The 9488-nt window shown below is 69.4% G+C and carries 9 protein-coding genes, 1 tRNA gene and 1 pseudogene; 8 read left to right on the forward strand and 3 right to left on the reverse strand.

Annotated features, from left to right (window positions below):
• Positions 1–234: 234 nt before the first annotated feature.
• Positions 235–1065, forward strand: a complete 831-nt coding sequence (locus AB0958_RS30365) for a hemolysin III family protein (protein WP_366893667.1) — start codon at positions 235–237, stop codon at positions 1063–1065.
• Between the two features lie 292 nt (positions 1066–1357).
• Here the strand turns inward: AB0958_RS30365 and AB0958_RS30370 are convergent, their stop codons facing one another.
• A complete protein-coding gene (locus AB0958_RS30370) occupies positions 1358–2596 on the reverse strand; it encodes a SpoIIE family protein phosphatase (protein ID WP_366893668.1) in 1239 nt (412 codons plus the stop codon).
• Positions 2597–3223: 627 nt separating this feature from the next.
• On the opposite strand from AB0958_RS30370, the gene AB0958_RS30375 reads away from it, so the two are divergent.
• From AB0958_RS30375 to AB0958_RS30385, 3 genes are all read left to right on the forward strand, one after another.
• Positions 3224–3297, forward strand: a tRNA-Met gene (locus AB0958_RS30375).
• Positions 3298–3952: 655 nt separating this feature from the next.
• Positions 3953–4357 (forward strand): ATP-binding protein, encoded by a 405-nt coding sequence (locus AB0958_RS30380; RefSeq protein ID WP_366893669.1) that lies wholly within the window; start codon positions 3953–3955, stop codon positions 4355–4357.
• A gap of 337 nt (positions 4358–4694) precedes the next feature.
• The gene (locus AB0958_RS30385; RefSeq protein ID WP_366893670.1) at positions 4695–5183 is read left to right on the forward strand and encodes a GNAT family N-acetyltransferase; all 489 of its coding nucleotides are present in this window, start codon (positions 4695–4697) and stop codon (positions 5181–5183) included.
• 1053 nt (positions 5184–6236) lie between these two features.
• Here AB0958_RS30385 and AB0958_RS30390 read toward each other — a convergent pair.
• Together AB0958_RS30390 and AB0958_RS30395 are read right to left on the reverse strand one after the other, a co-directional pair.
• Positions 6237–6371, reverse strand: coding sequence for a hypothetical protein (locus tag AB0958_RS30390; RefSeq protein ID WP_366893671.1), 135 nt, complete (start codon positions 6369–6371; stop codon positions 6237–6239).
• Between the two features lie 151 nt (positions 6372–6522).
• Positions 6523–7773, reverse strand: coding sequence for a hypothetical protein (locus AB0958_RS30395; protein WP_366893672.1), 1251 nt, complete (start codon positions 7771–7773; stop codon positions 6523–6525).
• A 280-nt stretch (positions 7774–8053) separates the two neighbouring features.
• Here AB0958_RS30395 and AB0958_RS30400 point away from each other — a divergent pair, with 280 nt between their 5' ends.
• The 4 genes and pseudogenes from AB0958_RS30400 (at position 8054) to AB0958_RS30415 (ending at position 9380) form a co-directional block, all read left to right on the forward strand.
• Positions 8054–8293 carry a hypothetical protein gene (locus AB0958_RS30400; protein ID WP_366893673.1) on the forward strand — a complete coding sequence of 80 codons (240 nt, stop codon included), beginning with the start codon at positions 8054–8056 and terminating at the stop codon, positions 8291–8293.
• Positions 8290–8736, forward strand: a complete 447-nt coding sequence (locus AB0958_RS30405) for a MerR family transcriptional regulator (protein WP_366893674.1) — start codon at positions 8290–8292, stop codon at positions 8734–8736. The genes AB0958_RS30400 and AB0958_RS30405 overlap by 4 nt, the downstream gene beginning before the upstream one ends.
• Positions 8717–9031 carry a hypothetical protein gene (locus AB0958_RS30410; protein WP_366893675.1) on the forward strand — a complete coding sequence of 105 codons (315 nt, stop codon included), beginning with the start codon at positions 8717–8719 and terminating at the stop codon, positions 9029–9031. The genes AB0958_RS30405 and AB0958_RS30410 overlap by 20 nt, the downstream gene beginning before the upstream one ends.
• 11 nt (positions 9032–9042) lie before the next feature.
• Positions 9043–9380: pseudogene (locus AB0958_RS30415) on the forward strand (YnfA family protein).
• Positions 9381–9488 lie beyond the last annotated feature (108 nt).

Raw genomic sequence — 9488 nt, forward strand, 5'->3', positions numbered from 1 at the left:
GACTTCAGGAGCATCGGCGATCCTCGCGCGTAGGCGAGCGGAGATGCCCCTTCGTAAGCACTGATCGTTCCCAGGACCAGCCGTTCTACTCGGCTCGGCAGGCCCAATTGGCGGTAGGCCAACGGGGTCGGAGTTCCCACGGTGGCGAACCGGCTCAGGCCCGGCGACGTGGCTCTGGGGTTCTGGACCGACCTCCCGCCATGTGACCGGGTGAGATTTCCTAGCATGACCCGCATGGTTGCCAGTGACGCCCAGGAGCCCGGGGGAGGCCGAGAAAGTGTGTCCCGCGACGCCGCTGAAGTCGAAGGTAATCACGTCGTGTCAGCGCGTGGAGAGCGCCGTGCAGACGGGCTGCCCGACGAATCACCAGGCGACCAGGCGGGGAAGGGGGCTCACTCGGTTACTGCTCTGGTGGAGCGGGTGGCCGACCTGGCCGAACCGATCAAGCCGAAATTGCGTGGCTGGCTCCATGCCGGAATGGTCCCCGCCGCACTGATCGCGGGCGTCGTACTCATCTGCCTGGCCGGTACTCAGCAGGCGGTCCTGGCCTGCGCCGTGTACGCGATCACCGCCTGGCTGCTGTTCGCGACGAGCGCCATCTACCACCGTGGCACCTGGGGACCGCTCGGCGAGGCTCTTCTGCGACGCCTGGACCACGCCAACATCTTCCTGATCATCGCCGGCACCTGCACCCCCCTGGCCGTGCTCCTCCTCCGGCCGCACCAGCGGTCCGTGCTGCTGTGGATCGTCTGGACGGGAGCGTTGGCCGGCATCGCGTTCCGGGTCCTGTGGGTCGGAGCTCCGCGCTGGCTGTACACCCCGTGCTACCTGGCCCTGGGCTGGGCGCCGGTGACCTACCTTCCCGACTTCCTGCACACCGGCGGAGCAGCAGTAGTCATCCTGATCGTTGTCGGCGGTCTCCTGTACAGCGCGGGCGCGGTCGTCTACGCCCTGCGGCGGCCCGACCCCTCACCCCGCTGGTTCGGCTATCACGAGGTCTTCCATGCCCTGACCGTGGCGGCGTTCACCGCGCACTACGCCGCTATCTCCCTCGCCACCTACTGACCGCGCCGGGTTCGGGCTCGCGCCGCTCGTCCCACACGTTGCCGCGGGCGGATCCACGACGGGCGGGCCGTCCCCTGGGCGTCCCCCCTGCTTGAAATCTCGCCGGCGATGCGGCGGCCTTCCTCCCGGACACCACCGAGTCCCCCTGGGCGGAACCGACGCACGGACGCCGCAGTGGGCATGGCGTCCACCTCCGGCACTGCAGGGAGAGCCAGCCATGTGCATGACCGTGGGTGTGCGGTCTCGACGGGGAGCTTCCGGGGGTGCTCGCTCGTCCGACGAGTCGGCTTGTTCACAGGCGGATGACGACCAGCGCGATGTCGTCGCGACCGCCGGTGCTGACGCCGAGGCGGGTCAGCAGCGCGTCGGCCAGGCCGTCGGGCAGGAGAGCGGCGTGCTGGGCGAGGGCATCGGTCAGGCGGGACAGGCCGGCGTCGATGTCCTCGCTGCGGCGTTCGATAAGCCCGTCGGTGTAGAGCACGAGGGTGTCGCCGCGTGTGTAGGGGAGGATGGCCTGGGGGCGGGGGAGGTGTTCTGGGCGGGCGCCCAACGGCGGGTCGGTGGCCTGGTCCAAAAGCTCGGAGCTGCCGTCGGGATGGAGCAGGACCGGTGGTGGGTGACCGGCGTTGCTGTAGACGATGGCGCGGCTGCGGGGATCGACGAGTAGCTGGACCGCGGTGGCGGCCAGGGCGTCTTCGAACGACCGGGCGTACAGGCCGAGGACCTCGAGGGCCTGAGCGGGGTTGGGAACAGCGCGGATGGCGGCACTCAGGGCGCTGCGGAGCATGCCCATCACGGCGGCGGCCTGTAGTCCGTGGCCGACGACATCCCCGACAGCGACGGCGAAGCGGCCATTCGACAGGTCGACCACGTCGTACCAGTCGCCGCACACGTTGAGTGACGTGATGGCCGGGAGGTAGCGCACGGCGATGTCCTTGTGCCGCTCCAGATCAGGAGCGCGCAGCATGGCTTCTTGCAGAGTGACGGCGACTTCCCGTTCGAGGCTGTGCGACTGGCGTAGTTCGTCGTTCCAGCGCGTCAGCTCTTGCGCCCGCGCATACACCTCTGCCGCTACGGTCTCCTCTGGCCCGCCCAGATGCGTGCCGCGCCGGCGGACGGCGGAGCCGGCGAAGGCTGTGACGTCCTCGGCCCGCTGAAGGATCCACTTGACCTGGCCGTCCGGCCCCAGGACGGGGGTGTGGACGGGGGACCACCACCGCTCCTCGAACTCCCCAGGGCGTCCGTGGGCGGGGATGTCGTACCGCTGCAGCACCAGCATGTCCGGCTGCCCCGACGCCAGCACTTTCCGCAGCGATGCCTCTACGCTGCGCATCCCGTCGTCGTTGGAATCCTCGGGTTTGGGTGGAAAGGCGTCGAACAGATATCGCCCGACCAGGTCGCCTTCCGGCCATCCGGTGACCCGCAGGAACGCTCCATTGACGCAGCGGATCACCAGGTCCGTGTCCAGTAGCAAGTAGGGACTCGGGCTGGCGGCGAACACCGCCGCAAAATCGATCTCTGTGGCGCTCACACGTCCCACCCGCCGGTCCTCATGAACACGTCCCAGGCACCGTCCAATCTACGCAGTGCACGCCCGCCACGCCCGCCGACCGATGGCGGCGACAGCCGTCCGTAGGGACAAGCGGCTTTCGTGACCGGGGATGCCAGTCCACTACGAACCGGCCGGGAGTCACCGCGACCGTGTCCGACAGACGCAGGAGTCCACCCGGACCTTCACAAATCCGGGTATCACCTGGTGCGGAGCCTGTCGCGACCCTTACGCCTCCTCGGAGGGTACCCAAGGGATGCCGGTCCGCATGTGGACGAGGATCCCCTTGATGACCTGCCGGCGCGCGCTCCGTCCAACGGCCGCCTCGACCGGCACGGTGAGCCTGCTGGCCGTTGACCACGGGGGCTTTTCACGGGGCGCATGGACGTCACGCCTGCCCGGCCTGGACCAGCACCGCCGACCAGCTCGTGGAGACTTCTCCAGGTGGGTCTGTACTCCAACGGCACCCGAGCTCAGAATCCGGATTCAGGCCGGCTGGGCAGTGGCCATGTCGGTCGATCATGGGTCGGGGCAATCGGGCCCGCTCCGAGCGCGGGCGAAAGTCGATTGGGCCGATTCCGATCGGTGCCGTACAGTTCACCGTACCGACGCGGGGTGGAGCAGCTCGGTAGCTCGCTGGGCTCATAACCCAGAGGTCGCAGGTTCAAATCCTGTCCCCGCTACTCGAACGTGAAGGCCCGGTGTGCACCGGGCCTTCACTGCGTGTGTGCCGGTTCGGACCTGGCTCTCGGCGAACAGGGCACCGCGGTCGCAGAAGGCGTCAACGCACCGGGCTGCACCGACGTCGTACGCCGCCTCAGCCACCGTGCTCACGGAATCGCGGATCTGACACGAGCAGGCAATCCGTTTACACGGCGCAGCCTGCCGTCCTGCCGTCCTGCCGTCCTGCCGGCCGGCTGCGCCGGCGGATCAGACCCCGCCGACCCTGGACAGACAGCAGGGCCATGGGCATCGCACAACCGACGGCCTCGATGTGGTGCCAGACGGTCACGAGCACGGTGATGCCCAGAAGGAGTGCGCCTCGTGTCGGCGGGCGTCTCGCTCACAGCTGTGCTTCCTCATGGGGGAGTGCGGGAGCGGCCAGGACGTCGGTGTTGTCGTCCATCCTGGTGCCGAAGGCGTCGAGGGGGCGGCAGCGCACTCACCCAGCACGCGCCGACACTGTCAGATTCCCGGCGGATGACCCGAGATCTGCCGGTCACCCGGCAGACACAGATGGTTCACCGGGCAGGCAGGGGTAACCCGACAGAGGGCTCCCACCGGCTGCGCAAGCACCGGCCGGCGGCGGACCAGGGCCACCTGCGCTGGAGGAACCTCGTGAACGGTGAATCGACCATCCCATCGTGTGAGACGCGCTTTCCGGCTGTCACGGCGAGCATCACGGCCGCCCGGCACTGGGCCCGCGACTGCGTGGAAGGTTTCGGCGGCCCGCTGCGCCGGCACCGGATGATCGAGACCGCCGAACTGCTCGTCTCGGAACTGATGACCAATGCCATCCGCCACGGCTCCGGGCCGCCCCTGATCCAGCTCACCTGGAACGGGCGGTGGCTGCGCATAGCCGTCAGCGATTCGAGCGACCGCCGGCCCCGTAAACGCGCCACCGCGAACACCGAGCCCGGCGGTTTTGGCATGCAACTCCTCGAACGACTCGCCCGACGCTGGGGCGTCACCCCGTGTCACCCCGGCAAGACGGTCTGGGCCGAACTCGGCCTCGACTCCTGAGCGCGGTGGCGGAGCCGACCATCAACAGCGTCGTCCACGGCACTGGCTCGGGCGGCTGCGGATCCGGGCCGAGAGCGACCGGATCGTCTGTTACTCGTCCACCAACGCGCGGACCTCGTCCCTGTCCACACTGGCCCCGACCGCGCTGGCATTCGCCGCTGCCTCCCCGGATGACCACGACAACGCGGCGGGCCCCGCTCACTCACTTATGCGTTCCGCCTCCGACGACGTGTCTTCGATGACTCCTCATGTGGAGTGCGGTGCCACCCCGACCTGCCGGGGGTGGCTGCCAACCCCCGCGCGCGACCTCGATGCCGGGGCGCGAAATACTCTCCCGATGAGTTCACGCACTTCCCCGATCAGTCAGCCGATCACGATACGGAGGGCCGTCGCGCGCGATGCCAAACGGCTCACGCGGCTCGTGCGTGGTTCAGGTGCCTACGAGGGGAGGTACGCAGCCGCAGTCGCGGGCTACCGGGTCGGTCCCGATTACCTCGAGACCCACCGTGCCTTTGTAGCCGTCGGCGCCGACGAGCACGGAGGCCGGGTCTTCGGGTTCTATTCGCTCGTCCTCGCTCCACCGGAGCTCGACCTGCTGTTCGTCGCCGACGAAGCGCAAGGACGGGGCATTGGACGGCTGCTCGTCGCGCACATGCAGTCCGAGGCCCGTGCCGCCGGGCTCGACCGTGTCAAGGTCGTGTCGCATCCTCCTGCCGAGGACTTCTACCACCGCGTGGGTGCGGTGCGGATCGGGACCGCGTTCGCGAACCCGCCGACGGTGCAGTGGGACCGTCCCGAATTCGAGTTCCGTATTCCTTCGGAATGACGGGGTGTGCCGGTTGGCGGGGCATCGGCTTCGCCTGCATGGTGGCCGGCATTCAGGAGCTGCTGGACGCCGCGCGCTCCGTGTGTGCCGTCGCCTCAATGCCCCTCGATCCGGCGGGCAGGAATGGTTGGGGCCGGGCCGCAGGTGACGTTGCCCGCGGAGGGCGTCGTTGAACCGGAGTAACGGCAGGGTGCCGTGCGCCTCGCAGACGACGGTTCCCGCGGTCCGCTACTCAGTACGTGTACTCGCGCCGTAGGGCTGCAACGCGTCCGAGGCGGCAGGAAGCCGGGCCGTCGCCCATGGGTAGGCCGCCGATCCCTGGTCGAGGACCGCGTTGCGGTCGCCCTCGTGCCCGTTTGAGGCACTCGTCGAGCGCCCATGTGGAGCGCAGGGGGCCGGCCCCCCCGTTCGAGGAGCAGCGAGCTGGGCGTGGTGTCGGTCAAGGTCACCAGGCGTTCGATCTCCTGGGCGCCGACGACCGTGGAGGGAACGTCGGCTGCGGGCAGGTCCACGTGGGGCAGGTTGGCGATCGGGAACGGCTCAAGCGTGACGATGGATCAACCATGACCGCGACCTGCTCGACCTCACCATCCGCACCAAGAACGGCCACACCGCCACCCTCCACACCACCGCCAACCACCCAATCTGGGACGACACGACACACACCTGGGTCGCGGCTGGCAAACTCCACCCCGGCGATGCCCTCAACACCGCCACCAACGGCCACGTCTACGTCGGTCTGGCTGGGCGGCATGGCTCGCGCGATGGTGGATGGGGCGAGCGCTGAGCCGACGTACTGGATGCGGGCCACTTCCTCGGCGGCTTTCCGGTGGACGCGCCTGTGGTGTGCCGCTTCGATTTCGGCAATGCGCCTTTGCTCGGAGGTTGCGCTGGCGGGCGTGATCTCTTGGGTGGGCCCGCAAGCTGGTCTTCGGTGGACCTTCGACGGTGTCGGTCCGTTCGCCGGCTGGGTGTGGCCGGCCGCCGCCGCGGACGTGGGCGGGCCCGCGCCGCTCGTGTCGGAGTCGGCGCGGGCCTTGTTTCGGCGGTGGGTCAGTGCAGTGCGCTGACTTCGGTCGCCGAAAGTGTGCGGGGGTAGACGTGGACGTCGGCGACGGAGCCGGGGAAGGCCGGGTAGGGGGTGGTGGCGGAGGCGCTGTTGATGCAGCCGCCGATGGTCAGGGGCATGGAGGAGTCGTACTGGGGGCTGAGGTTGGTGGCGGTCCGAATGAGGGTGCCATCCTGCTAGGGGCCTTGTTGCCGGTGGTGGAGCCTCCCGGGGCGGGTGCCCGGAAGATGGCGACGAGGTGGGTCCAGGTGTCGTCGCCACGGGCGACGGCTAGCGGACGTCGACGTAGTCGGTGACCCGGGTGCTTCTGAGGTAGTGGTCTCCGGTCTGGCGGTTGACCGCGAGAGCCCAGGTGCCGTCCTGCTTGGCGGCCACCATGCCGATGAGGTGGCCCTTCTTGTCGGTGTCCAGCTCGCAGACGTAGTGGTAGGTGCTGGAGCCGCGGGGTTTGAAGTAGAGGGTGGGCCAGGCGTCGTCGGTGAGCGGTTTCCAGGTGTTGCCCTTCTTGTACTGGAGGGTGCCGCCGAAGCTGAACGCCTGTCCCTTGCGGACCGGGTCGGAAGAGGCGTGGAAGCCGGTGATGCGGGTGGCGTAGCGGTAGAGGTGGACGGGCTTGGTGGTGCTGGTGCCCAGGTCGGGGTTGCCGTCGAAGCGGGCCCGCCAGTAGGCGTCGGTGTCCGGTGCGGTGAAGGTGTGGGCGAACGTCTCCTCGAACAGGGGCTTGTTGTAGCGGATCTTGATGGGGATGCTGGTGGCGTTCTTCCAGCCGCTCTTGCCGTCCTTCGAGTACTGCAGAGTGACAGTGGGCTTGGCGGGCCAGTGGGCGCGTGCGTCTTCGTAGTAGACGTAGCCGTCGTCCACATGGAGGGCCGAGTCGTCGTACAGGGACACGCCCGCGTCGATGTGGGTGGTGTAGGCGACGTGGAGGCTGAAGGGTTGGGTGGCGACCTGCTGGAAGGGCATGTAGTCGGTGCCGGCGAAGAGTTCGGCGTTCGGGGCGGGGCTCTCCGAGGAGACACGCAGGGTGTAGTCGCCCCGGCTGTCGGTGGTCGTCTGCCCGGCCACCACCGAGGAGTCCATAAGGGTGATCGCGGTGTTCGGCAGCGGTTGCCAGCCGGCGGTGGTCTGGATCTCCGCGTGCCCGGTGACGGTGCCGGTGGCGCCCTGTTTCAGGTTCAGGGAGTGGGTGCTTGCCGTGAAGCGGACCGGTGCCTGGGTGGTGTGCAGCCACTGGGTGGGGTATGTCGACAGGTCGATCGCTCCCGGGTAGCTGCTGGAGGCCTGAGGTGCGGCGGACAGCCGGAAGGACTGCTCGGTGGGGACGTAGGCGGCGGTGAAGCGGCCGTCGGGGCCGGCCGTCGGGGCCGGCGGTCGCGGTCGTGATCGTCCGGCCGAGTCCGGTGTCGGCGACGACGTCGACGGGGGTGCCGGCGGCGGGAACCGGGGCGTCGGGGGTGCGGGGATCCCGGGCGAGGGCGGTGCCGCTGATGGAGACCTGTTGGTGGAGGTAGTCGGGCACACTCGGGGTGGCGGTCAGACCGGAGACCATGACGATGGTCCGGTACTGCAGGGGGTCGCGGGAGAGGGCGCCGGTGACGGTTGCGCCGGAGGCGTCCTGGAGGGCGACGGTGACCCGGTAGTCGCCGAGGTCCGCCAGGTGGACCGGCGCCCTCCAGGTGCCGGATGTGGCGTCCTGTCCGGAGTACTGGGTGAAGTTCTCGGTCGATCCGGCCTCTTGGGCTCCCTCTGGTGCGTCCAGCGGATAGAAGTGGGCCGTGATGTGGGTGATCGGGCTGTCGGAGTGCGCGGTCACGAAGACCAGCCCCGGCTCGTTCCAGCCGTTGGCGTCGACCAGGACGGGGCCGCCGGTGGTGCCGTCCGCCCGGGCCGGGGTGAGGCCCGTGAACAGGCCTGCTGCTCGTTCTTCACCTTCACCACCACCCCCGGCGAGGACCTGATCGGCCTGGACATCGCGGTGGAGGCGGCGCACGAGACGGTCCTGGACGCCATCGCCGCACGCACCGTCAGGGTGCAGGGGTGAGCGCGGGCCTGCGCAGCGGGCAGGTCGCCGAGGCGGCCGGGGTGAATGTCCAGACGCTGCGCTACTACGAGCGGCGGGGCCTGCTGGCCGAGCCGGAGCGCAGCAACGGCGGCCACCGCCTGTACGGCGAGGACGCGGTGACCGCGCTGAGGGTGATCAAGGCCGCCCAGCGGCTCGGGTTCACGCTGGAGGAGGTTGCCGAGCTGCTGGAGGCCGGCCGCCACCGGCACGGCCGTCCCGTCGCAGGGCTCCAGGAGCGGGCCGCGGCCAAGCTCGCCGAGGTCGAAGCGAAGATCGCCGACCTGACCACCATCCGCACCGCACTGGCCGCGGCCGTCGAAGCCGGGTGCGACGACCTGACCGTCTGCGCCGGAAGTGCGTGCTGCCCCATCCCCTTCACCGACCTCGCCGAGGAGAAACGCCATGCCGGCCCCTGCTGTTGACCCCCGCCCTCACCGCACCCCGAAGGCCCTCGGGGGCCTGGCTGCCCTGGCGTGTGTGGCGTGCTGCGCCCTGCCCGTCCTCATCACGGCGGGCGTCGTCGGCACCGGTGCCGGAGTAGTGGTGAGCTGGCTGCCTGCCATCGCCGTCATCCTGGCGGTGCTCGCCGCCGGAACCTGGTGGCTCGGACAGCGCCGCCGCGCCTGCTCCTGCGCGCCGAAGGCCCCTGGCGAAGACGAGTGCGGCTGCCAAGGGTCCGGAAACCCGCTGAAGATCACGGGCGCGGGCCGCCGCTAGGGTCCGACGCGATGACTGTCGCTCGTTCCGTTGCCCTGTTCGTCGTGGCCGCTCTCTTCGAGATCGGCGGCGCCTGGCTGGTCTGGCAGGGTATCCGCGAGCACAAGGGCTGGATCTGGATCGGCACCGGCGTCATCGCGCTGGGCCTGTACGGGGTGGTGGCCACCTTCCAGTCCGACGACAGCTTCGGCCGCATCCTCGCCGCCTACGGCGGGATCTTCGTGGCCGGGTCGATCGCCTGGGCATGGTCGCCGACCGTTACCGCCCCGACCCGTGGGACGTCATCGGCGCCCTGGTCTGCCTCGTCGGCATGGCCGTGATCATGTATGCCCCCCCCCGCAGCCACTGATCCGCACCTCGCCCTAGTAGGACTCCGTTAGGTTGCTCTGGCTCTCAGGTTTGGGCTGGTGGTGGATGTTCTGGGCAGGGGGCGGTGGCAGGTGGTGCAGGTGCCGGT

Origin of the sequence: Streptomyces sp. NPDC006655 (assembly GCF_040703965.1) — a bacterium.
Classification (GTDB): domain Bacteria; phylum Actinomycetota; class Actinomycetes; order Streptomycetales; family Streptomycetaceae; genus Streptomyces.

Excerpts from the sequence above, each read along its gene's own strand:
- AB0958_RS30365 (WP_366893667.1), top strand. The coding sequence starts at position 235 with ATGGTTGCCAGTGACGCCCAGGAGCCCGGGGGAGGCCGAGAAAGTGTG.
- AB0958_RS30385 (WP_366893670.1), top strand. The coding sequence starts at position 4,695 with ATGAGTTCACGCACTTCCCCGATCAGTCAGCCGATCACGATACGGAGG.
- AB0958_RS30390 (WP_366893671.1), bottom strand. The coding sequence starts at position 6,371 with ATGCCCCTGACCATCGGCGGCTGCATCAACAGCGCCTCCGCCACCACC.
- AB0958_RS30410 (WP_366893675.1), top strand. The coding sequence starts at position 8,717 with ATGCCGGCCCCTGCTGTTGACCCCCGCCCTCACCGCACCCCGAAGGCC.